This window comes from Microbacterium sp. Root180, from assembly GCF_001428485.1.
Taxonomy (GTDB): Bacteria; Actinomycetota; Actinomycetes; order Actinomycetales; family Microbacteriaceae; genus Microbacterium.
This window is the reverse complement of the sequence record NZ_LMHS01000003.1, coordinates 357,689-379,222: the sequence shown is the minus strand read 5'-3', so window position 1 is coordinate 379,222 and position 21,534 is coordinate 357,689. Positions and strand designations below refer to the sequence as shown.

Below are 21,534 nucleotides of genomic sequence, written 5' to 3'. Positions count from 1 at the left end.
GACTCGCATCGTGACCACCGCAGCAGTCGGCGCGCCCGGATCGCCGAGGCGGTACCTCCACTCGTTGTGGCTGCTGTCCGCCCGCGACCTCAAGGTTCGCTACGCGACCAGTGCGCTGGGCTACCTGTGGTCCGTGCTCGATCCGCTCGTCATGAGCGCGATCTACTGGTTCGTCTTCACCCAGATCTTCCAGCGCACGGTCGGTCATGAGCCGTACATCGTGTTCCTCATCACGGCGCTCCTTCCCTGGGTGTGGTTCAACGCCGCGGTCTCCGATTTCACCCGCGCCTTCAGCAAGGACGCGCGGCTCGTGCGCTCGACGGCCATTCCGCGCTCGATCTGGGTCAACCGCATCGTCCTGTCCAAGGGCATCGAGTTCCTGTGCTCACTCCCCGTGCTCGCGCTGTTCGTGGTGATCGCCGCGTTCAGTGAGACCCCGGTGCAGATGAACTGGGGTCTTCTCCTCTTCCCGGTGGCCGTCCTGCTGCAGACGGTGCTGCTCGTCGGTCTCGGTCTGCTCGTGGCGCCCCTGTGCGTCATCTGGACCGACCTGGAGCGCACGACGAAGCTGATCCTCCGTGCGCTGTTCTACGCGTCGCCGGTGATCTACGGGGTGTCCGATCTTCCCGGCGTCTTCGAGACGCTCGCCGCCTTCAACCCCCTGTCGGGCATCTTCGCGCTGTACCGCGTCGGCTTCTTCGCCGAGGAGTGGGACCCGTGGGTCATCGGCGTCGGCGCCGTCATGAGCGTCGGCTTCCTCGCGCTGGGCATGTTCGTCTTCCGCCGCCTCGAGCGTCCCCTGCTGAAGGAGCTGTGATGACGGCATCCGATCATGCCATCGAGGTGCGCGATCTCGGCGTGCGGTTCCGCCGCAACCGCCGCGGGCGCCGGAGCATCAAGGACCTGTTCGCCGACTCGTCGCGCCGCAGCAAGCCGGGCGAGTTCTGGCCCCTGCGCGATGTCACCTTCGATGTGCGACCCGGTGAGTCGATCGGGGTCGTCGGCCGCAACGGCCAGGGAAAGAGCACGCTCCTCAAGCTCGTCGCCGGAGTCCTCATCCAGGACGAGGGCACGGTCGAGGTCAACGGCGGAGTCGCGCCGCTCATCGAGATCACGGGCGGGTTCGTCGGCGACCTCACCGTGCGCGAGAACGTGCGCCTGACGGCGGGGCTTCACGGGATGCCCAAGGCCGAGGTCGCCCGCCGGTTCGACGGGATCATCGAGTTCGCCGAGCTCCAGGAGTCCATCGACACGCCGTACAAGCACCTCTCCAACGGCATGAAGGTGCGGCTCGCGTTCGCCGTGGTGTCGCAGCTCGAGGAGCCGATCCTCCTCGTCGACGAGGTGCTCGCCGTCGGCGACAAGGCCTTCAGGGAGAAGTGCTACAAGCGCATCGACGAGCTGCTCGCCGACGGTCGCACGCTGTTCTTCGTCAGTCACAGCGAGCGCGACCTGCGCCGCTTCTGCACGCGCGGACTCTATCTCGACAAGGGCCGGCTGCAGATGGATGCTCCGATCGGCGAAGTGCTCGATCGCTACAACGCCGACTACAACGCCGGCTGACCCCCGTCGGGAGCCGGCGACTGCGCATCGCGGAGATATCCACCGAGGGCGGCATCCCAGTCGGCCGGCTCGAACCCGGTCGCGATGATCTTGGCGAGGTCGAGCACGCTGCGGCGAGGACGCGGAGCGACCAGCCCCTTCGCGCTCGCGAAGTACTCGTCCGTCGAGACGGCGCCGACGCGCTGCGGGTCGTGCCCGGTGAGCGCGAAGACGCGGCGGGCGACGTCGCACCACGAGGCGGGCTGGCCGGAGCCCGTGAGGTTGTAGACCCCGAAGGGCGCCCCCGTGTCCAGCAGGTGACGGATGCCGCGCGCCAGGTCATCGGTGAACGTCAGCCGCCCGAGCTGATCGTCGACCACCCGTGGGTCGACACCTCGTTCGGCGAGGCCGCTCATCGTGCGCACGAAGTTGCGTCCGTCTCCGATGACCCAGGACGTCCGGAGGATGTAGTGCCGGTCCACGGACGAGACGATGGCGTCGGCGGCCGCCTTCGTCTGGCCGTAGACGCCGAGCGGGTCGAGCGGGTCGTCCTCCCGATAGGGATCGGCCGATGAGCCGTCGAAGACGTAATCGCTGGAGACGTGGATGAGTGCGAGCCGGTTCTCGTGCGCGATCCGAGCGAGGTGCGACACCCCTGTCACATTGACCGTCCACGCAGCGCGGCGGCCTTCGGGCGTCTCAGCGAGATCCACGGCTGTGTACGCGGCGGCATTGATGATCGCGTCGTACTCGCGCCAGCGCCGTGCAGTGACGACCTCGGGCGAGGCGAGGTCGAGCTGGGCGCGCGTCGTGTACTCGATGTGGGGGGCGTCGCCGAACTCGGCGCGCAGTGCGCGGCCCAGCTGTCCGTCCGCGCCGGTGACGAGGATCTTCCGCGGGGCGACGGGCGCGACATCGGCGAGCCGGGGGTGGCGGAGGTCCTTGTCGGAGATCTCGGCCCGATCGAGCGGGATGGGCCATTCGATCGCGGCGCTCTCGTCGGCGAGGTTGAGGAACGAATACGTCGCTTCCGGCGACCAGTGCTCGTTGACGAGATAGGTGTACGCGGTATCGGGCTCGAGCGTCTGGTAGCCGTTCCCCACCCCGCGGGGGACGAAGATCGCGCGCGACGGGTCGAGCTCCGCCGTGAAGCGGGTTCCGAAGGTCGGGCCTTCGCGGAGATCGACCCATACGCCGAAGACACGGCCGGTCGCGACCGACACCCACTTGTCCCACGGCTCGGCATGGATGCCCCGCGTGGTGCCCACCGCGTCGTTGAACGACACGTTGTTCTGCACCGGCCCGAAGTCGGGCACACCCGCGGCCACCATCTTCTCCCGCTGCCAGTTCTCCTTGAACCAGCCGCGGCTGTCGCCGTGAACGGTGAGATCCCACAGCACGAGCCCCGGGATCGGGGTGATGGTCGGCCGGAGGGGCTTGCCGAATTCCGTCATCACTGGCCCTTGGACGCGTAGAACGCCTCGGTCGCATCCTTAGCCGGAGCCCACCATGCCTCGTTCTCGCGGTACCACTCGATGGTCGCCGCAAGACCCGCCGGGAAGTCCTGATAGATCGGCGTCCATCCCAGCTCGGTGCGCAGCTTGGTGGAGTCGATCGCGTAGCGAAGATCGTGTCCGGTGCGGTCGGTCACGTGATCGTACGCATCGGCGGGCTGTCCCATCAGGGTGAGGATGAGTTCCACGACCGCCTTGTTGTTCTCCTCGCCGTCGGCGCCGATGAGATAGGTCTCGCCGATCACGCCCTTCTCCAGGATCGTGAGGACCGCGGCGGAGTGGTCGTCGGCGTGGATCCAGTCGCGCACGTTCTCGCCCGCGCCGTACAGCTTCGGACGGATGCCGCGGAGCACGTTCGTGATCTGACGGGGAATGAACTTCTCGACGTGCTGATACGGACCGTAGTTGTTCGAGCAGTTCGAGATGGTCGCCGCGACGCCGAACGACCGCACCCACGCGCGCACCAGCAGGTCCGATCCTGCCTTCGTGGACGAGTAGGGGCTCGACGGGTTGTACGGCGTGGACTCGGTGAAGCGCGCGGGGTCGTCCAGCTCGAGATCGCCGTACACCTCGTCGGTCGAGATGTGGTGGAGCCTCGTGCCGTGCCGTCGGGCGGCTTCGAGCAGCGTGTAGGTGCCGATGATGTTCGTGTCGAGGAACGGGCGCGGATCGTCGAGCGAGTTGTCGTTGTGCGACTCGGCGGCGTAGTGCACGACGGCGTCGGACTCTGCGAAGAGGGAGTCCACGAGTGCGGCATCCGCGATGTCGCCCCGCACGAACCGGAACCGGGACTCGGGCAGGCCGTCCAGTGATGCCGTGTTGCCCGCGTAGGTGAGCTTGTCGAGCACCGTGATGTGGTGGTCGGTGTGATCCAGCGCATGGTGGACGAAGTTCGACCCGATGAAGCCGGCTCCACCGGTGACGAGCAGTCGAGCCATCAGCGGCCCCTTTCCAGGAGTGCGAGGAGGTAGGCGCCGTAGCCCGACTTGAGGAGCCGCTCCGCACGAACGCGGAGCTCGTCATCGGTGAGGAAGCCCTGTCTCCAGCCGACCTCTTCGGGCGCGCCGATCTTCATGCCGGTGCGGCGCTCGATCGTGCGCACGTAATCGGCCGCGTCAGTCATCTGATCGAACGTCCCGGTGTCGAGCCAGGCCGTCCCCCGGGGCATGACCTCCACCGAGAGCCTGCCCTGCGCGAGGTACGCCCGGTTGACGTCGGTGATCTCGTACTCCCCGCGCGCGCTGGGCGCGAGTCCGCGGGCGATCTCCACCACATCGTTGTCGTAGAAGTAGAGGCCGGGCACCGCGTAGTTGCTGCGCGGGCTGACGGGCTTCTCCTCGAGCGAGATCGCCCGGCCGGCGTCGTCGAACTCGACGACGCCGTACGCCTGCGGGTCGGCGACCCAGTACGCGAACACCGCCCCGCCGGAGATGTCGGCGAAACGGGCGAGCGTCGTGCCCAGCCCGGGGCCGTACAGCAGGTTGTCACCGAGGACGAGGGCGACCTTGTCGTCGCCGATGAAGTCCGCGCCGATCGTGAACGCCTGAGCCAGACCGTCGGGGGAAGGCTGCTGGGCGAACGAGATCGACACTCCGAACTGCGAGCCGTCGCCGAGCAGTCGCTCGAAGTGCGTCGCATCGTGCGGAGTCGTGATCACGAGGATGTCGCGGATGCCGGCGAGCATCAGGGTCGAGAGCGGGTAGTACACCATCGGCTTGTCGTACACCGGTACCAGCTGCTTGGAGACGCCGAGGGTGATCGGATGCAGCCGCGTGCCCGAGCCGCCGGCGAGAATGATGCCCTTCACCGTCCCATAGTTCCACAGCCGCGCCCCTTCACGCGGCGGGTGGCCCGCACGGGTCGCCGTGTGGCCGTTGCTAGAGTGGCTCAATCTCCCCGCCACCTGATTGGTTCGACGTGACCCAACAGACCTCCGTGACCGCCCGCCGTCGGGGGGTGGCCGCAGTCTGGGTCGCAGTCACGGTCACGCTCACCGGCGTCTTCGCGGTGTCCCGGGTCTTCGTCACTCCACGGTTCTACTTCGCGGACGACAGCGAGGTCGGCGCGTTCGGGCAGTGGTGGCAGCTGGGCGACCGGCTGCTGAGCGGCAGCTTCCCCGTCCTCGACCCGCACGCATGGCAGGCGGGAAACTACTTCGCCGAAGGGCAGTGGGGCCTGCTCAATCCGCTCACGTGGCTGATCGCGATCACCGCCCGCTGGGCGGAGAATCCTGTCGTTCACACGACCATCGTGAAGATCGCCTTCCTCATGCTCATGGCCGGTGGCGTGTACCTGCTGTCCCGGTCCTTCACCGCGAGTGCCCCCTGGGCCGCGGTCGCCGGGGTTCTCGTGCCACTCGGCGGTTTCACGGTGTACATGGATGCCCCGTCGTGGGCGACCGGCCTGTTCAACGCGGCGGTGCTGCCCTGGGTCTGGTGGGGTCTACGCCGGTCGGTCGAGGCCCTCCGCTCCCCGATCCCTTATCTCCTCGCTAGCTTCGCGCTGGTCACGTTCGGCTACGTGTTCGGCGTTCTGATCCTCGTCATCATCCTGGTCGAGAGCCTGGTACGCGCGATCATCGGCCGCGATCGCGGGCGCATCGTGCGCACCCTGCTGGCTTCCGCGTGGGGGGCACTTCTTACCATCGTGGTGTATCTGCCCGGTGTGCTCACCGCGCCCGTCACCGCGCGCGCAGGACTCGGCATCTCCAACGCGCGCTTCCTCAACGCAGATCTGAGCGACCTCATGTCGGCGGCGGCGCCCACTGCAACGGCATCCGTCGGCGCGTGGTGGGGGCCTGAGACGGCTGCCCCGCTCGTGTACGTCGCCTGGCTGCTCCCGCTGCTCCCGCTCCTGCTGCCGATGCCGCGCAGCGTCGTCCGGCGGTGCATCCCGCTGTTCGTGCTCCTCGCGCTCATGATCGTCCTCGTCATCGGACCGAGCCAGGTGGGGCCGCTGCGCTGGCCGGTGCGCTTCATGCCGTACGTGTGCCTCGCCGCATGCGTCCTCGTCGCGGTCATGGCCACACACGCCTTCCCCGCTCTCGTCACAGGTCGCCGCGTCGGGTGGTCGTTCGCCCTCCTCCTGGTGACCACGGGTATCACCTTCGCCAACACCCCGCCGCAATGGCGCTCTCTTGCCGTTGTCCTGGTCGTCCAGGCACTCGCCATCGTGGGGATCGCGTTCGTGGCCCTGTCCCCTCGGGCTCCGGGCGACGCGCGGCGGACCGGGCTCACGGCTGCCGCGGCCGTCGCGGTGTCGGGGCTGCTGGTCGTGCCGCAGATGCTCGTGTTCCCGTACACGCCGCTGCCGAAGTTCGGTGTGCCGGACAGTGTCGAACGCATGGAAGCCGTGCTCGCCGAGGCATCCGGCGACGCGATCGTCGTAGGAGACATCTACGCCTACGGAGGTGTGGATGCGAGCTTCGATGAGCGTCTGATGGGTAACCTCTGGTATCTGAGCCCGACGCCAGTCAGCAGCCTGTACACGGTGCTGCCGTACTCGACGTTCTCCAGGGACCTGTGCATGGACCTGCGGGGTTCGACCTGCGCCGATTCGCTCGCCACGCTGTGGAGCACCGACGACACGACTGGGCTCCCGGTCGCCGACCTCATGGGCGTCAGCACGATCCTCGCGATGAAGGCGACCTTCCCGGAGCAGCCGATGCCGCCGGAGGGATGGCGTCTCGTTGCCGACGGGGATTACACGTGGCTGTTCGAGCGCGCCCAGGAGGTGGCGGGCGCCGGAGGCGTCGCCTGGACGGGGTCGGGCACGGAGGTCACCGTTCTTGACACGTCCGGCACGACGGTGACCTTCCGTGTGGACTCGGTCGGGAACGACTCGCGCGTCGTGCTCGGGCGACTCGACTACCCCGGCTATGCGATAAGCGGCGCCGATCACGCCTCGCCGACGCGAGGGTGGCTGCTGACCGTCGACACGTCCGAGGCGCAGCCAGGAGACATCGTGACGGTCGCGTTCCGGCCGCCCGGGTTCCCGGTCATGGTGGCGGCGCTCGCGCTCGGAGCGGCGGCGGCGATCGGCTGGGTCATCCTCCAGCGGCGCGCACGTCGGCGTTCCCCGGTCCCGGCCGAGGGTGACGAGGAGCAATTCATCGCGGCGACGCCCGCCCGAGAAGCTGAGCCTGATACACACGGCTGAGTCCCTCGGGAAGAGTCGTGCGGGCGAGCCCGTCAAGGTCGGTCCACACCTCGGAGCGGATGCGGAGATCGAGAGCCTGTCCGCGGGCGTCACCGCCCCCGAGCACGATCGGGCCACGATGCCGCCGAAGCCGTGTGAGCTCGGACAGCAGCGCCCCGACCGACACGGCGCGCATCGCGCCGATCAGCTTCGTGATGGTCGTTCCCGGCGGCTCGGCCGCGGCGCGGCGCACGCCGGCGTCGACGACGGCGGCGCAGTCGTCCTCGTAGATGTAGTCGCGGAGCGTGTCCAGCGGGACGTATACCGAGGTGGGTTGCCCACTCAGGTGGCCCTTCACCAGCGCCGAGATGAGTCCCTGGGGCTTCGAGAGATCCTGGCCCGCGCCGTAGATGTTCGTGATGCGTCCGACGAGCGAACGCCACTGTCCGTCCGTCGTCGCGCGTCTGAGTGTCGCCTCCATACGCAACTTGGTGTCACCGTACGCGCTCAGTGAGGCGACCGGTGTCGACTCGGTGAAGGGCGGCACGGGTGATCCCGCGTACGCACCGCCGACGGACGACGCGAGGAAGACGGTGAGCCGCGACCGCGTCTCGGATGGCGCCGCGAGCACGACGCCGACTATGCGCTCGAACACGGATGCCTCGACAGCGAGCACGTCGCGAGGTGTGGAGGTGACGCCCCGCCCCGCGCACCAATAGATCTCGAGCAGGGAGCGCGTGTCGGCGAATTTGGTGAGCGCGTGGCGGAACGCGTCGACAGTCCGATCCGGATCGTCCCACGGTACGGGGACCGAGAAGACCTCGTCGGCTCGCGTCCGTTCAACCGCGCGCCCGAGGAGCCCACGTCCGATGACCCACCGCCGCGCCGGGATCATTCTGGATCGATCGTCCGCTGCTCAGGCGCTTGTGTGTGTCCGAGGGGGCCGCTGGCCGGATCGCGGACGATGAGATAGGCGGGTTTGCCGAGGGCGGCGCTCACGGCGACCCCCAGGTACTCCGCGATGATTCCGAGAGACACGAGGATCACGCCCGTGCCCAGCGCGGTCAGCACCATCTGCGACGTCCAGCCCTCGGGGATGTCGCCGGACAGCACGCGCGCGACCGTGAGGTAGACGGCGAACGCGATGCCGCCGATGAAGAACGCCACGCCTACGGCCGTGACCAACCGCAGGCCCTGCGTGCCCGACGTGAGCACCATCCGCCAGAAATGACCGAACAGCCGGCGGTACGAGTACCCGGAGGGACGATCGCCCTCTTGGCGGAGCGTGACCGGTGCGGTGGCGACGCGGCTCGCGACCCAGGACAGTGCGACGTCGAGGTAGACGCCGGTGCCGGCATACGCGGCGACGCTCCGTCCGATCTCACCGAGAATGAGGCGGAAGCTGTTGAAGTGCGACGCGCGGCCGCCTCCGAGGAACGACTCGAGCGTGCGCTTGGAAGCCCTCGACGCCGTGTTGCGGACAAAACCGTGCGGCGCCCGGTTGACGGGCTCGGCATAGACGAGATCGGCCCGCTCGGCCAGCGCCTGGTCGAGCAGAATCCGGATTTCTCGTGGGTCGTGCTGTCCGTCCTCGTCGAGTGTCGCGATCCACTCGCCCCCGGAGCTCGCCATGCCGGCGAGCGTGGCCGCGTGCTGGCCGTAGTTGCGGCTGAGCCACACCGGCTTGATCCAGGGCAGCTCTCCGGCGAGCTCGCGGATGACGCGGGCCGAATCGTCGGGTCCGCGGTCGTAGGCAAGGACGACCTCGTCGACTCGCGCCGCGTGACCTGCATCCGTGGTGAACCCTGCGGTAAGGGGACGGATCTCGTCGATCACAGAGCGGAGCGTGCGTTCACCCTGATAGACCGGAATCACGATGCTGATCCTGTGCGCATAGGTCTCGTCGACGGTCATCGCATCCTCCTCTCGAGCAGACGATACGACAGGCGACGAGCGCGGGCCATCGCGGTCGACCGCACGTCGCCGATACGGACATCGGTCGCCGACACGACCTCTGGATGCTCCGCAAGCAGCCACGCGTGGAATCCGCGCGCCTGGTCCGATTGTTCGCGCACCAGCGCGACGCTCCACTGCGTGACACTCATCCGAAAAGTCGCGCCGACCTCGCGATCGGGTGCGAAGTCGCCACTCAACAGCACGCGGGAGTACGTCGCCTGGTCGATCAAGTAGGGGAACCGGTCGAACCAGCCGCCGCTCTGCGCGAGACGGTCGCGTCGCATCATCACCGACGCCGGCTCGCCGAACAGGTTGGAGCCTGCCCGCACTGACCTCCGGACGGCTTGGTGCCCGGGCATCCGCTCGCCCAGCCCGCGCAGTCCCCACCCCGCCTTCAGGATGCGCCCGTTCGCGTCGACTACATCCCGACGGCATGCTGTCAGGGAGGCGCCGGTGGATCGGAGGATCTCGAGCTGACGTGCGAGAGCGCCGGGGCGGAGCACGTCGTCGCCGCAGACGAGTTTGAGGAACTCGCCGGTCGCGGCCTCGGTCACGCGATTCCAGTTGCGTCCGGCGCCTCCGCCGGCGGGCGTCTCGAGCAGGTGGACCCGCTCATCGTCCGCGAAGCGACGCATGACTCCGAGGGTGTCGTCGGAGGACGCGTGATCGGCGACGATGACCTCGAGCCCGTCCACGTTCTGGTCGAGCACCGACGTGATCGTCTCGACGAGCGTGCGACCGTTGTTGTAGGCCGGGATGACGACGCTCAGGGCGGGGGCGGTCACGATTCGAGTTCCTTCCGCGGCCGTCGTACCGTGGGGCCGGCTGGTCCGCGAACGATGGCAGGACGTCAACGGTCGAGCCTAACGCACCCGCCTGCTCGCACCTGGGCTGCCCGGGCGGATCGGGGATGCCGAGTGTAGGGTGGGCGCGATGCGAAACCTGCTCGTGGAGGCCTCCCGACGCCCCGAGATCCGGTACCTCGTGTTCGGAGGCCTGAACACCGCGTTCTCGTACGGCCTCTACGCGATCGCGCTGCTTATCCTCGATGCGTGGGGCGTCCCTGCCGACTACGCCATCGCCATCACGTTCAGCTGGATCGTCTCGAACCTGACGTCGTTCGTGCTGCAGCGGCATTTCGTCTTCCGCGGAACTGGGCATCCGTTCCGCGAGTTCGTCAAGTTCACCTCGGTCACGCTGGGTTCGTTCCTCGCCAATCTGGCTATGAGCTGGTTCTCGGCCTCGGTGCTCGGGTTCGACAGCGCCATGGAGAAGCTCGTGAGTCAGCTCATAGTGACGGCGATCCTGGTGATCGTCACGTACGCCCTGCACAAGTCCTTCTCCTTCCGCAATGCTGGTGCCGCGCCCGCAGGAATGGTCGCGGTCGAGGAGGACCACGCACCCGACGACGAGCAGAGCGAGCCGCATCGCGAGTGAGAGCGCTCACTTCGGGTCCACGTCGCGGCGCGCTATACCCGCCATTGTCAGTGGTGCGCGGTGCGGCTTGTTAGAATCTGCTGAGAAGGGGACGCCTCCGGTGCGTGCCGACTGAGCGATATGGGTTGGGTGGTCCTCGATTGGACGTGGGCGGTGTGGCCGCGGCGGTACGTCGCAACGCCTTCATCCCGATCCTGGCGATCGTGGTCGGAGTGGTAGGTGCCCTGGCATACGTGGTCACCGAGCCGCGCCTTACGACGGTCGCGGCGGAATCTCTCGTGACGATCGCGGCCGAACCCGGCGCCGCCGCCATCGACGAGGCCGCGCGAACCATCGCCGCAGCGCAGTTGGCGGCCGGGGTGGCGGCAACGACGACCACGGCACGGGTTCTCCAACCGGTCATCGACACGCTCGGAATCGATGGCTCGACTGCCGATCTCGCTGGTCGTGTCGAGGTCACCTCCTCACCGGGATCAGCAGTCATCCGCGTTGCTGTCACCGATGAAGACTCGCGCGCAGCCGAGTCGATTGCCGACGCCGTCTCGGCTGCGCTTGCAGAGACAGTCGAGGCGCGCCACCCCCTCGCGCGCGTCGAGATCATCGAGCCGGCAGGCGCTCGGGAGCCGCGCGTGACGCCCCAGATCGGTCAAGCGCTCGTCACCGGATTCCTGGCCGGGACCGGGCTCGGGACCGTCGTGCTGTGGGCGCGCATCGCCTTTTCCTCGAGGATTCAGCTTCCGTCGGACGCCGTCGCGGCCAGCGGCGCTCGCCTGCTCGGCTTCGTGCGCGCCGGGCGGCACCGTGCAGACGACACGCGCGCGACGGTGAGGATGCTGGATGTGGTCGCCGCACGACAGCCGGCGAACCAGGATGTCGTCCTCGCGACACTCGTCGACGACGTTGCCCCGGCGCTCGCCGTAGCGAAACTTGCGCGCCTGAGCGGCGCCGAGCCGAAGATCGTGGAGGGTCTCCCGCAAACCTCGACGGCGACGATCGAGCAGTTCGCAGACAAGGACATCGCCGTCGTGGCTGTAGCAGGCCGCACCCGAAAGGCGGCGGTGTCGGAGACGACCGACCTCGCCACAGCGGCGGGCGGACGAGTGATCGGCACGATCGTGTTCACGGCTGCACGCGGACGCGCAGAGGTCAGCCCATGAGCCGCATGGACTTCCGGGCGATCATGGACTGCGTCGCCTGGTTCCTCGCCGTGATCCTTGCCGTGCTGCTTCGCTATGAGTTCGACGTCTCCGCCGTCGCATGGCTGTGGGTGCTCGCCTTGGCCGCCTTCGCGGCAGGCCTGCAGGCTCTTCTGGGGTGGGTGTTCCACGTATATCGCGGGCGGTTCGGAAGTCGCTCCCTCGACGAGGTCCGCGCCCTCGTCCTGACGCTCGTCGTCGAGGCTGTGGTGCTCGCCATCGTCGTCGCAGCGCATCCGCCTGTCCCCGGGTTGCCTCGCAGCACGGTGCTCATCGCGCTGCCCCTGGCGGCCGCGTTCTTGTTCCTCCTGCGGTACGCGCCTCTGTTCTTCCGGCGGAGTCGCCGACGCGCGAACAACGCCGAGCACCGGGTCATCGTCTTCGGCGCGGGATCACTCGGCCAGGCTCTCGTGCGGACGATGGCGAACAGCTCGGGGGCCTTCGCACCGGTCGGGTTCGTCGATGACGACCCGCGCAAGCGCAACCTCCGGGTGAGCGGCGTGCCCGTCCTCGGAACCTCCGCGGACCTGGCGCGGGTCGCGGAGGCGACGGAGGCGACCGACCTCGTCGTCGCGATCGGCCGCGCGGACGCCGCGCTGCTGCGCCAGACGACCGACGCAGCCGAGGCTGCGGGCCTGACCACCCTCGTCTTCCCGGAGCTCGACCGCATCCTCAGCGGCGCGTCGCGGCTGTCCGATCTGCGCAGCGTGAGCATCGAGGATCTCATCGGCCGGCAGCCCGTCGAGACCGACATCTCCGCGATCGCGGGATACATCACCGGGCAGCGGATCCTCGTCACTGGGGCAGGCGGCTCGATCGGCTCAGAGCTGTGCCGCCAGATCGCGCAGTTCGGGCCGGGCGAACTCATCATGCTAGATCGGGATGAAACGGGGCTCCAGCAGGCGCAGCTCGGCGTCGCGGGCCACGGACTTCTCAACACGAACGACGTTGTTCTCGCCGACATCCGCGATGAGGCGACACTGCGGGGCATCTTCGACTCGCGCCGACCGCAGGTGGTCTTCCACGCCGCGGCGCTGAAGCACCTGCCCATGCTCGAGCAGTATCCCGACGAGGCGTGGAAGACCAATGTCATCGGCACGCTCAACGTGATCGCGGCGTCACGCGCGGTCGACGTGACTACGTTCGTCAATATCTCGACGGACAAGGCCGCAAACCCCACGAGCGTGCTGGGACACTCAAAGCGCGTCGCCGAGAAGCTCACCGCGTGGGCCGCGACCGAGACTGGCCAGCGGTACCTGTCCGTTCGATTCGGGAACGTGATCGGCAGTCGAGGGTCCATGCTCCCGACCTTCCAGCGCCTCATCGAGCTGGGCGGTCCCATCACCATCACGCACCCCGAGGTGAGCCGCTACTTCATGACCATCCCCGAGGCCTGCCAGCTCGTGGTCCAGGCAGGCGGCATCGGCCGACCGGGTGAGGTGCTGATCCTCGACATGGGAGAGCCGGTGCGCATCCTCGATGTCGCGAGACGAATGATCGCCATGAGCGGCCAGCGCGTAGACATCGTGTTCACCGGGCTTCGCGACGGCGAAAAACTGCACGAAGAGCTCGTCGGCGCCAGCGAGGAGACGTCGAGTCCCTTCCATCCCATGATCTCGCACGCGAAGGTGGGAGCGATCTCGCCGGCCGCGCTCGACAAGCGGGGCTGGGAGAGCCGGCTCGGTTCGGCCGCCGCAACCCAAGATCCGGGTACCGACACAAGTGCCGCCACGAGAGCGCAGGCGAATGACTGAGTCGCGGATCTATATGTCCTCACCCGACACCGGCGCGCTCGAAGAGGAAGCCGTCCTGCGCGCGCTGCGGTCCGGCTGGATCGCGCCACTCGGCCCCGAGGTGGACGCGTTCGAACGGGAGGTCGCCGAGCGCGTCGGCGCACGATTCGCTGTGGCGCTGAGCTCGGGCACGGCGGGGCTGCACCTGGGCCTGCTCGCGCTCGGCGTCGGCCCCGGCGATGTCGTCGTCACCTCGACCATGACCTTCGCCGCGACGGCGAACGCGATCGTGTACACCGGCGCCCGCCCGCACTTCGTCGACGCCGACCCGACGACGGGCAATATCGACGTGCAACTCCTTGGCGAGACGCTGGCGCAGTTACAGGCGGACGGCGAGAGCGTCCGTGCCGTGCTCCCGGTCGATTTGCTGGGGAAGGCCGTCGACTACGCCGCCATCGAGCAGCTTGCCGCCGAGTTCGGCGTGCCGGTGCTCGCCGATGCCGCCGAGTCCTTCGGCGCGCGCTTCCACGGGAGGCCCGTCGGAAGCTTCGGCCGCGCGTCGGTCTTCTCCTTCAACGGGAACAAGATCATGACGACGTCGGGCGGCGGGATGCTGGTCACCGACGACGCCGCCGTCGCCGATCGCGTGCGCCACCTGGCGACGCAGGCGCGGCTGCCCGTGAGCCACTACGAGCACGCCGACATCGGATTCAACTACCGTCTGAGCAACATCCTCGCTGCGCTCGGTCGTGCGCAGCTGGCCCGCTTCGACGACATGCTGGCACGGCGCCGCGAATGGCGTCGGCGGTATCGTGCATTCTTCGCCGAGGTCGACGGGGTGGGGATCTTCGGCGGTGACGACGACGATGACGACAACGCGTGGCTCACCGCGATCATCGTCGACGAGGGCGCGGGCTGGTCGCCGGCGGAGCTCATCGCCGGACTGGCGGAAAGCAACATCGAGTCCCGGCCGCTGTGGAAGCCGATGCACCTTCAGCCCGTGTTCGCCTCTTACGGCGCGACAGTCGGCGGTGCGGCCGAGCGGCAGTTCCGTCGCGGGGTCACCCTCCCGAGCGGTTCGGCGCTGAGTGAAGAGCAGTTCACCCGGGTCGAGACGGCGCTCCGGTCCTTCCTGGAGAGTCGGGCATGAGGGTCGAGATCTACGATCGCGTGAAACGGGTGCTCGACTTCGCGTATGCGGGGGTGGTGCTCGTGCTCGTGTCGCCGATCATCGCGGTCGTGGCGGTCTGCGTGGCGATGAACCTCGGCCGGCCGGTCCTGTTCAGCCAGGAGCGTCCGGGCCGCGGGGGTCATCTGTTCGTGCTTCGCAAGTTCCGAACGATGCGCGACGTCGACACGGAGCGAGGGCTCATAGACGACACCGATCGCCTCACGCGCTTCGGCAGGATGCTGCGCGCGTCGAGTCTCGATGAGCTCCCCACGCTGTGGAACGTGCTCCGCGGCGACATGAGCTTCGTCGGCCCGCGCCCGCTTCTGCCCGCCTACTTGTCCCGCTACTCTCCCGAGCAGGCCCGGCGCCACGAGGTGCGGCCCGGAATCACCGGTCTGGCACAGTCGCGGGGTCGGAACGACGTTCCGTGGAATGAGCGCCTGCGGCTCGATGTGGAGTACGTCGACACGAGATCGCTCCGTGTCGACACGCGGATCCTGATGGCTACGGCGGGGATCGTGGCGCGTCGCCAGGGTGTCTCGGCGACGGGACATGCGACGATGCCCGAGTTCCGCGGCACGATCGGCGCCGACGAATGAAGGATCTCGTCGTCGTCGGGGCGGGCGGGTTCGGGCGGGAGACGCTCGACATCGTCGCGGCGATCAATCGCACGGCGCCTCGCTTCCGGGTCGCCGGCGTGGTGGACGACTCGCCGAGCCAGATCGCCAAGGACCGACTCGCAGCGCGGGACTGCCCTTATCTGGGCGTGATCGACGAGTTCGCAGAGCAAGCGCCCGGCGCGCTATTCGCCGTCGCGATCGGGTCGCCGGCGGCGCGCCGGGCCGTTGTCGAACGGCTCGTCGCGCGAGGCATGCGCCCCGCGACGCTCATCCATCCGTCGGCGGTCATCGGTACCCAGACGACCATCGGAGAGGGATCGATCATCGCGTCCGGCGCACAGATCTCCACGAACGTCCGCCTCGGTAGGCATGTCCACATCAACCCCGCGGCGACGATCGGTCACGACGCGCGCCTGGACGCGTTCGCCTCCGTCAACCCGGGAGCGATCGTGTCGGGGGAAGTGGTCGTGGACAGCGGGGTGCTCATCGGAGCCAGCGCGGTCGTCCTCCAGGGGATCCACGTCGGGCAGGACAGCGTGGTCGGCGCCGCCGCATGCGTCACCCGGGATGTCCCGGCTGCCGCGGTGGTCGTCGGTGTTCCGGCACGACTGCATTCACGCGGCGCGCCGCACACAAGAGAGGAAGCACGGCCATGAGGATCCTGGTCACCGGAGGCGCGGGATTCATCGGCGCCAATCTCGTTCGCCGCCTCAACATGCACGAGCCCGATTGGGATGTGTGCGTCCTCGACGACCTCAGCACCGGGAGCGAAGCGAATCTCGAAGGCGTGACTGCCGCGTTCATCCACGGTTCGGTCGCCGACCGCGACGCCGTCGCCGCAGCGGTCTCGGGTGCGGATGCCGTCGTCCATCTGGCTGCGCTGGGAAGCGTGCCGCGCTCGGTCAACGACCCGATCGCCAGCCACGTCGCGAACCTCACCGGAACGCTCAACGTGCTCGAGGGCGCGCGAACGCAGGGTGCGCACGTGATCTTCGCGTCCTCGAGCTCGGTGTACGGATCGAACCCGGCGCTCCCCAAGTCCGAATTCGACTGGACCCGCCCGCTGAGCCCGTATGCCGCGACGAAGCTCGGCGCAGAGGCGTACACGATCGCGTACCAGAAGTCGTACGGGCTGCCCACGCTGGCCTTCCGGTTCTTCAACGTCTACGGACCGCTGCAGGCCGCCGATCACGCCTACGCCGCCGTCGTGCCGCGATTCGTCTCGGCCGCGCTGAGCGGCGACCCGCTCGTCGTCCACTCCGACGGCAGGCAGTCGCGAGACTTCACGTTCGTCGACACGGTGACTGAGACGCTTCACCGCGCGATCGCGGATCGGGTCGTGTCGGAGCATCCTGTCAATCTCGCCTTCGGCACCAACACGACCCTGCTCGAGCTGATCGATGTGCTCGAGGATGAACTCGGAGAACGTCTGCGAGTGGAGCATGTCGAGGCGCGCGCCGGAGATGTACGAGCGTCGCAGTCGGACGGTGTGCGGATCCGCGAGCTCTTCCCGGCCGTCGAACCGGTCGGGCTGAGAGAAGGTGTCGCCGCCACCGTGGAGTGGTTCCGCCAGGAACGTCGCTGATGCCCGCGCGGTCACGTCGGATCGTCGTGGCGGTGACAGCCGACATCTCGCTGAGCCTGCTGACGGGAATTCCGGAACGCCTCGTCCGCGAGGGCTGGGACGTGCACGTCGTGGCGGGCGGCGGCGAGCGTCTGGCGATTCTCGACGCGACACCCGGTGTGACCACGCACACGCTTCCGATGTCGCGCGACCCCGATCCGTGGGGCGACGCACGCGCGCTCGTGCGCTGGCTGCGCCTGCTGCGCCACCTCCGACCCGAGGTGATCCTCGTCGGGACGCCGAAGGCCGGCCTGCTCGGCACGCTCGCCGGGTTCTTCACGCGAGTGCCGATCCGGATCTATCACGTGCGCGGTCTTCGGCTCGAGACGACGACAGGATTCACGCGGAGGGTGCTGACGGTCCTCGAGAAGGCGGCGCTGCGGTGCGCGACGACCGCGCTGTGCGTCAGCCAGAGCCTTGCCGAACGCCTCGTGGAGCTTCGGCTCACTTCGGCCGATCGCGTGGTGGTGCTCGGCAGGGGCAGCTCGAACGGGGTCGACACCGCGCGTTTCGCCCCGGGGCCAGCCCCCGCGGTGACCGGGCTGGATCCGAGCGTGCCCGTCGTGGGTTTCGTCGGACGGCTCAACCACGACAAGGGTCTGGACATTCTCGCGGCCGCGTCGGGCATTCTCGAGCATGACGGGGTCGACCACCAGCTCCTCATCGTGGGGGGCATGGACGGCAGTGATCTGGAGGCGTTCCAGGACTTCCGCAGAACGCCGGTGGTGACGGGTCAGGTGGCGGATGTCGCTGCGTACTATCCCACGATGCGAGTTCTGTGCCTCCCCACGCGACGCGAGGGCTTTCCCAACGTGGTCCTGGAGGCATCCTCGTCGGCGACCGCTGTCGTCACGACCGACGCAACGGGCGCGGTCGACTCCGTGGAGGACGGGGTGACCGGGATCATCGTCCCCGTGGGCGACGCGCAGTCGCTCGCGAGGGCTCTCACACGGCTCGTGCAGGACGACGACCTCGCACGACGGATGGGGCTGGCGGGCCGAGAGCTCGTCTTGGCGGAGTTCTCACGTGATCGCGTACAGGATGCGCTGTGCGCCTTTCTCGACGATCTGCGCGAGGTAGCGGTGACCCGTGGGTGAGACGACGATTCCGAACGGCATCGCCGCCGTCATTCTGGTCGCGGTGCTGGCGGGACTGACGATCGTCGCGGTCAGGATCGACCGGCAGGGTGCGCTCCCGAGCGTGCTCCACAACGCGGTGTGGGCGGTGACCCTGTTGCTGGTCGGCTCCAACCTGATCGCCTATCGCGAGGCGTCGCCCGTCGCATGGGGCATCCTGCTCGTCGGGCTCGTCTTCTTCAACCTCGGGTCGTGGTGGGGGACCGCCTGGGGTGCGCGCAGAATCGCGCGTCTGCCGCTGCCACCAGCCGACAAGAGCATCGCGATCGTCGGACGCACCACACTGGGGATCCTCCTCGCCGCGTACGCGGTCGGATTTGCGACGTACCTCCTCGTGATCGCCGGCCGGTTCGGTCTGGCGACGCTGTTCACCGATCCCGTCAGCATCCGCAGCGCCACGGATTCGTATCTGGCGTCGGTCCCGCTGTGGGCGCGGCTTCTCCTGTACGTCGGCCCTTTCCTCGTCGCCGTCGCCGTCGTTCCCCGGTCGATCCGAGGCGGCCTGTCGGTGTGGTGGCGTGCCGCGATCGTGGTCGCGGTCGGCGCATCGATGCTCCTCCTCCTGCAGCGCACGAACCTCTTCACGGCGGTGCTGTGGGCCATCGCCGCCCTGTACCTGGCCACACGCCGCTCGGCTGCTCCCGACCCGCACGCGCGACGGCGCGCCCGCCGTCCGCTGGCCATCGCGGGCGCCGTCGCGGGGCTGGCGGTGGTCGCGGTGTTGGCGTTCCAGCTGCTCGGCGCCGCGCTCGGCAAGACGGGGGACTGGCAAGCCGCGCGTGAAACCGTGTCGCCGGCGCTCGCACAGTCCGGTCTCATGAGTCCGTTCGTCTACCTCACCGCCGGGACGCCCGCATTCCTGGCACTGACGTCATCGGACAACGTCGCCTGGCCGCGGGCGGACGGCGCGCGCGTGATCTACGGGGACTACAACCCGCAGACCTGGGGCGCAGCGCTCTTCGAAGGGCCGCTCAGCATCATTCCGGGTGCTCGACCGTGGAACCCTGTGGCGCCGTTCGTCGACGTCGGCACCCTCACCAACGTCTACACGTGGTTCGAGCCGTTCTACCGCGACTTCCGTGAGCTCGGCGTCGCGGCGGGCGCGCTCGCGATGGGACTTCTCATCGGGTACATGTACCGCACCCGGGCACTCTCCCCGGCGCGGTTCTGGCTGTCCGCGCTGCTGGTCTCCACGATCTTCCTCGCGCCGTTCGTGCAGAAGCTCCATACGACGCTCTACCTCGCGTCGGCGGGGGTCGTGATCCTCTGCGCGGTCGCCCGTCGAAGGAGGTCAGTCGATGGCTGAGCGCCTGATCACCGTCACGAGCTACGGACGCATGGCAGGCAGCGCACGCGTCCGCGTCTTCGACTGGCTCGCGGACCTCGGCCTCCGATCCGAGCCGCAGACGTACCTCGACACCTCGACGAACTCCCCTCGAGACCTCCTGATGCATCCTCTCGCCGTCGCGCGCGCCGAGAGTCGGCTGCGTCGGCTCAGCCGCTCGGTCGGCGGCCGCACGCTGCTCCTCTCCCGTCAGGCGTCGCCGCTGAGCCGCGGCGGGGTGGAGGAGGCGTTGCTCCGACGGGCGAAGTGGTCGGCCTACGACGTCGACGATGCGCTCCACGTGCTCGACCGCGGAACGTTCGCGAAGGCCCGGATCTGGCGCCGCGCCGCGGCCGCTGCGGGCGTCGTGATCGCGGGAAACGACATCCTGGCGGATGCGGCGTCGACCGTGAGCCGGAACGTCGTGGTGGTCCCCAGCTGCGTGGAACCGGACGACTACCGACGCAAGAGCGACTACTCGCAATCGGAGACCCCACGGGCGGTGTGGATCGGATCGCCGGCGACTGAGCAGTATCTGAGCTCTCTCGCCCCGGCGCTCCTGCGCGTCCACCGTTCGCACGGTCTCAGGCTGACGCTCATCAGCGCCGGTGACCGCGGCCTCGGCGAGCTCGATCAGATGGTCGATCGGATCGCGTGGAGCCCCGACGGCTTCGCGACGGCGCTCTCGGGCGCTGACGTCGGAATCATGCCCCTGCCCGACAATCCGTGGACCCGCGGCAAGTGCGGTTACAAGCTGCTCCAGTACTCCGCCGCCGCGCTTCCGATCGTGGCCAGCCCGGTCGGGGTCAACCGTGAGATCATCGCGGGCGCATCAGGCTTGGCCGCTTCCTCGGTCGATGACTGGGCCGGTGCGCTGCAGCAGATCATCGATGAGCCCGAGGCTGCGCGCCGAATGCGGGGAGAGGCCGGCCTGCGCATGGTCCGCGACCATTACAGCTTCGCGGCGTGGCGCGATGTCTGGCGTCGCGCCGTCGGGCTCACGTGATCCTGCGGCCGCGGTACACCAGAACGGTCCACACGACCGCGCTGACGGTCGTCGCGACGGCATAGAGCCACACGGCACCCTCCAGACCCCACAGCAGGGCGCCGACGATCGGAAGGACGATGCCCAGCACCGTCTGCACCGCTCGACCGACGTACAGCGTGCGGGGGGCCGAGTGGCCCCGCGCGAGGAGATAGAACGTGTGGCTCTGCAAGTTGGCTGCGACGAACAGGCCGGTGGGGATCGCCAGCGCACCGAGGTGACTCAAGGTGCCCAGATCCAGCCCGAGCGCGTCGATGGCCCACACCGTTGCGGCGGCGAGCATGCCGGTGACGATCGCGGCCGCTGTCACCAAGATCCCCAGACGCGCTGTCGGTGTCGTGAGCACGAGGCGCGGTCGGATCGGCGCAAGCACCAGGCGCACGGGCGCTGCGACGTTGGACACGGCTCTATAGAGCCCGAAATCGGCGACACCGAGCAGCGGGATCATCGCGTACGGCGTGCCGATCGCGGCCGCGTCCATCAGGAGCGAGTCCCGCAGCAGGGGGCCGATCGTCGTGCGATGGCGGGAGCCCCAGTGGATGAGCGTCATCGGTCGCCAGCTCACGGGCATTCGCGACAGCACAGCGGCGCCCAACGTGGAGGCCGCCCACACCGCCATCACGGCCCCGAGATGGTCGTCTGCTGCGAAGAACGCCCACAGTCCTCCGACGACGGCGATCATCGCGCCCACGACATCGCCGGGGAGAACCTCGTTCCAACGGCTCTGGTGGAGGCTGTAGAAGCGGGCGCTCGAGCGGTAGCCCATCGCGAACACGGCGACCGCCGCGAGCCACCAATACGGAGCCAGGGGAGGAAGGAAGAGGGCGACGACGCCGGCGACCACTCCGCCGAGCACGCAAAGGTAGAAGCTCGCAGCACCGTAGCTGCCCCAGTCATCTCGCACCGTCTCGGACGAGCGCGCGAGGCGGGCCCAACTGTCGCAGACGACGGAGAGGCTGATAGAGAGGAGGAGAGCGCCCAGCAGGTACACCGACGAGAACAGCCCGAACTCCGCGGGCTGCAGGATCACGAGCGCGACGACCTGGACCCCGAGCATCCCTATGGCCGAGGCGAGCGACGCGAGAGCCGTCTTCATGCC

20 protein-coding genes are annotated in these 21,534 nt (G+C 68.5%); 13 read left to right on the top strand and 7 right to left on the bottom strand.

Annotated elements, in window-relative coordinates:
- Positions 1-10: 10 nt before the first annotated feature.
- Positions 11-817, top strand: a complete 807-nt coding sequence (locus ASD93_RS09220) for an ABC transporter permease (RefSeq protein ID WP_056121581.1) — start codon at positions 11-13, stop codon at positions 815-817.
- Positions 817-1,563, top strand: coding sequence for an ABC transporter ATP-binding protein (locus tag ASD93_RS09215; RefSeq protein WP_056121579.1), 747 nt, complete (start codon positions 817-819; stop codon positions 1,561-1,563). Before ASD93_RS09220 ends, ASD93_RS09215 begins: the two co-directional genes overlap by 1 nt.
- Here ASD93_RS09215 and rfbD read toward each other — a convergent pair.
- From rfbD to rfbA, 3 genes are read right to left on the bottom strand one after another with little or no spacing between them, the layout of a single operon-like run.
- Positions 1,548-2,996 (bottom strand): dTDP-4-dehydrorhamnose reductase, encoded by a 1,449-nt coding sequence (rfbD, locus tag ASD93_RS09210; RefSeq protein ID WP_056124280.1) that lies wholly within the window; start codon positions 2,994-2,996, stop codon positions 1,548-1,550. The genes ASD93_RS09215 and rfbD overlap by 16 nt on opposite strands.
- Entirely contained in the window at positions 2,996-3,994 is a 999-nt protein-coding gene (rfbB, locus tag ASD93_RS09205) for a dTDP-glucose 4,6-dehydratase (RefSeq protein WP_056121577.1), read from the bottom strand. The genes rfbD and rfbB overlap by 1 nt, the downstream gene beginning before the upstream one ends.
- Positions 3,994-4,863, bottom strand: coding sequence for a glucose-1-phosphate thymidylyltransferase RfbA (gene rfbA / locus ASD93_RS09200; protein WP_056121575.1), 870 nt, complete (start codon positions 4,861-4,863; stop codon positions 3,994-3,996). The genes rfbB and rfbA overlap by 1 nt, the downstream gene beginning before the upstream one ends.
- 110 nt (positions 4,864-4,973) lie before the next feature.
- On the opposite strand from rfbA, the gene ASD93_RS09195 reads away from it, so the two are divergent.
- Positions 4,974-7,214, top strand: coding sequence for a hypothetical protein (locus ASD93_RS09195; RefSeq protein ID WP_157536917.1), 2,241 nt, complete (start codon positions 4,974-4,976; stop codon positions 7,212-7,214).
- Here ASD93_RS09195 and ASD93_RS09190 read toward each other — a convergent pair.
- The 3 genes from ASD93_RS09190 to ASD93_RS09180 are packed head-to-tail and all read right to left on the bottom strand — an operon-like array spanning position 7,165 to position 9,934.
- Positions 7,165-8,088 (bottom strand): NAD-dependent epimerase/dehydratase family protein, encoded by a 924-nt coding sequence (locus ASD93_RS09190; protein WP_056121571.1) that lies wholly within the window; start codon positions 8,086-8,088, stop codon positions 7,165-7,167. The genes ASD93_RS09195 and ASD93_RS09190 overlap by 50 nt on opposite strands.
- Entirely contained in the window at positions 8,085-9,107 is a 1,023-nt protein-coding gene (locus tag ASD93_RS09185; RefSeq protein WP_200950656.1) for a glycosyltransferase, read from the bottom strand. The genes ASD93_RS09190 and ASD93_RS09185 overlap by 4 nt, the downstream gene beginning before the upstream one ends.
- Positions 9,104-9,934, bottom strand: coding sequence for a glycosyltransferase family 2 protein (locus ASD93_RS09180; RefSeq protein ID WP_056121570.1), 831 nt, complete (start codon positions 9,932-9,934; stop codon positions 9,104-9,106). The genes ASD93_RS09185 and ASD93_RS09180 overlap by 4 nt, the downstream gene beginning before the upstream one ends.
- 148 nt (positions 9,935-10,082) lie before the next feature.
- Between ASD93_RS09180 and ASD93_RS09175 the strand changes: the two genes are divergently transcribed.
- The 10 genes from ASD93_RS09175 (at position 10,083) to ASD93_RS09130 (ending at position 20,396) form a co-directional block, all read left to right on the top strand.
- Entirely contained in the window at positions 10,083-10,586 is a 504-nt protein-coding gene (locus ASD93_RS09175) for a GtrA family protein (protein WP_056121568.1), read from the top strand.
- A gap of 155 nt (positions 10,587-10,741) precedes the next feature.
- A complete protein-coding gene (locus ASD93_RS09170; protein ID WP_157536916.1) occupies positions 10,742-11,743 on the top strand; it encodes a hypothetical protein in 1,002 nt (333 codons plus the stop codon).
- Positions 11,740-13,536, top strand: coding sequence for a polysaccharide biosynthesis protein (locus tag ASD93_RS09165; protein ID WP_056121564.1), 1,797 nt, complete (start codon positions 11,740-11,742; stop codon positions 13,534-13,536). The genes ASD93_RS09170 and ASD93_RS09165 overlap by 4 nt, the downstream gene beginning before the upstream one ends.
- 13 nt (positions 13,537-13,549) lie before the next feature.
- Positions 13,550-14,665 (top strand): DegT/DnrJ/EryC1/StrS family aminotransferase, encoded by a 1,116-nt coding sequence (locus ASD93_RS09160; protein WP_235566922.1) that lies wholly within the window; start codon positions 13,550-13,552, stop codon positions 14,663-14,665.
- Positions 14,662-15,285: a sugar transferase gene (locus tag ASD93_RS09155; protein ID WP_056121561.1), complete on the top strand. Its 624-nt coding sequence runs from the start codon at positions 14,662-14,664 to the stop codon at positions 15,283-15,285. Before ASD93_RS09160 ends, ASD93_RS09155 begins: the two co-directional genes overlap by 4 nt.
- The gene (locus ASD93_RS09150) at positions 15,282-15,962 is read left to right on the top strand and encodes an acetyltransferase (RefSeq protein WP_056121559.1); all 681 of its coding nucleotides are present in this window, start codon (positions 15,282-15,284) and stop codon (positions 15,960-15,962) included. Before ASD93_RS09155 ends, ASD93_RS09150 begins: the two co-directional genes overlap by 4 nt.
- Positions 15,959-16,891 carry an NAD-dependent epimerase/dehydratase family protein gene (locus ASD93_RS09145; RefSeq protein WP_056121557.1) on the top strand — a complete coding sequence of 311 codons (933 nt, stop codon included), beginning with the start codon at positions 15,959-15,961 and terminating at the stop codon, positions 16,889-16,891. Before ASD93_RS09150 ends, ASD93_RS09145 begins: the two co-directional genes overlap by 4 nt.
- On the top strand, positions 16,891-18,027 hold the full coding sequence (locus ASD93_RS09140) for a glycosyltransferase family 4 protein (RefSeq protein ID WP_056121556.1): 1,137 nt from the start codon (positions 16,891-16,893) through the stop codon (positions 18,025-18,027). The genes ASD93_RS09145 and ASD93_RS09140 overlap by 1 nt, the downstream gene beginning before the upstream one ends.
- Positions 18,020-19,372: an O-antigen polymerase gene (locus tag ASD93_RS09135; RefSeq protein ID WP_056121554.1), complete on the top strand. Its 1,353-nt coding sequence runs from the start codon at positions 18,020-18,022 to the stop codon at positions 19,370-19,372. Before ASD93_RS09140 ends, ASD93_RS09135 begins: the two co-directional genes overlap by 8 nt.
- Positions 19,365-20,396 carry a glycosyltransferase gene (locus tag ASD93_RS09130; RefSeq protein WP_056121552.1) on the top strand — a complete coding sequence of 344 codons (1,032 nt, stop codon included), beginning with the start codon at positions 19,365-19,367 and terminating at the stop codon, positions 20,394-20,396. Before ASD93_RS09135 ends, ASD93_RS09130 begins: the two co-directional genes overlap by 8 nt.
- Here the strand turns inward: ASD93_RS09130 and ASD93_RS09125 are convergent.
- The gene (locus ASD93_RS09125; RefSeq protein WP_056121550.1) at positions 20,389-21,531 is read right to left on the bottom strand and encodes a hypothetical protein; all 1,143 of its coding nucleotides are present in this window, start codon (positions 21,529-21,531) and stop codon (positions 20,389-20,391) included. The genes ASD93_RS09130 and ASD93_RS09125 overlap by 8 nt on opposite strands.
- Positions 21,532-21,534 lie beyond the last annotated feature (3 nt).

Bases quoted from the DNA above. Each gene is read 5' to 3' on its own strand.
- ASD93_RS09215 (WP_056121579.1), top strand. From the start codon at position 817: ATGACGGCATCCGATCATGCCATCGAGGTGCGCGATCTCGGCGTGCGG.
- rfbD (WP_056124280.1), bottom strand. From the start codon at position 2,996: ATGACGGAATTCGGCAAGCCCCTCCGGCCGACCATCACCCCGATCCCG.
- rfbB (WP_056121577.1), bottom strand. From the start codon at position 3,994: ATGGCTCGACTGCTCGTCACCGGTGGAGCCGGCTTCATCGGGTCGAAC.
- ASD93_RS09190 (WP_056121571.1), bottom strand. From the start codon at position 8,088: ATGATCCCGGCGCGGCGGTGGGTCATCGGACGTGGGCTCCTCGGGCGC.
- ASD93_RS09185 (WP_200950656.1), bottom strand. From the start codon at position 9,107: ATGACCGTCGACGAGACCTATGCGCACAGGATCAGCATCGTGATTCCG.
- ASD93_RS09175 (WP_056121568.1), top strand. From the start codon at position 10,083: ATGCGAAACCTGCTCGTGGAGGCCTCCCGACGCCCCGAGATCCGGTAC.
- ASD93_RS09165 (WP_056121564.1), top strand. From the start codon at position 11,740: ATGAGCCGCATGGACTTCCGGGCGATCATGGACTGCGTCGCCTGGTTC.
- ASD93_RS09160 (WP_235566922.1), top strand. From the start codon at position 13,550: ATGTCCTCACCCGACACCGGCGCGCTCGAAGAGGAAGCCGTCCTGCGC.
- ASD93_RS09155 (WP_056121561.1), top strand. From the start codon at position 14,662: ATGAGGGTCGAGATCTACGATCGCGTGAAACGGGTGCTCGACTTCGCG.
- ASD93_RS09150 (WP_056121559.1), top strand. From the start codon at position 15,282: ATGAAGGATCTCGTCGTCGTCGGGGCGGGCGGGTTCGGGCGGGAGACG.
- ASD93_RS09145 (WP_056121557.1), top strand. From the start codon at position 15,959: ATGAGGATCCTGGTCACCGGAGGCGCGGGATTCATCGGCGCCAATCTC.
- ASD93_RS09140 (WP_056121556.1), top strand. From the start codon at position 16,891: ATGCCCGCGCGGTCACGTCGGATCGTCGTGGCGGTGACAGCCGACATC.
- ASD93_RS09130 (WP_056121552.1), top strand. From the start codon at position 19,365: ATGGCTGAGCGCCTGATCACCGTCACGAGCTACGGACGCATGGCAGGC.
- ASD93_RS09125 (WP_056121550.1), bottom strand. From the start codon at position 21,531: ATGAAGACGGCTCTCGCGTCGCTCGCCTCGGCCATAGGGATGCTCGGG.